This is a genomic window from Streptomyces sp. P17, assembly GCF_032436805.1.
Taxonomy (GTDB): Bacteria; Actinomycetota; Actinomycetes; order Streptomycetales; family Streptomycetaceae; genus Streptomyces.
Genome location: NZ_JAVRBF010000467.1, coordinates 1 through 349 on the forward strand (window position 1 = coordinate 1; position 349 = coordinate 349).

1 protein-coding gene is annotated in these 349 nt (G+C 44.1%); it reads left to right on the forward strand.

All coding sequences use genetic code 11. From position 1 onward, the window contains the following. Positions 1-163: 163 nt before the first annotated feature. A partial coding sequence (locus tag RMT89_RS41740) for a major coat protein (RefSeq protein WP_315888976.1) occupies positions 164-349 on the forward strand: 186 nt, incomplete at its 3' end.

Sequence of the window (349 nt, forward strand, 5' to 3'; positions counted from 1 at the left end):
TTATTTTCGCTCGGTTCAATTTCCGGAGGTCAACGCTAATGGATGAATTAACGTTTTTGGCTGGCTCATTTATTGGCGCTTGGTCCATCGGATGGGTAGCTTTTTATAAGTTACTCGTTTTTAAAAAAGCCGTGGAAAGTATTTCCACAACACCATAAATCAATTGGAGAACAACGTTATGTTGGAATCAAAGAAAAAATTGGCTACGGCCTTAATTATCGCGGCCATGGCTGCTACTGCATCAACTGGCGCTTATGCTGAAATCCCACCTGCCGCGCAAGCCGCTTTAGATTCAGTATCAGGCTTTGCTGATGCTGTTATTGGTTGGATGTGGGGCGTTGCTACCACA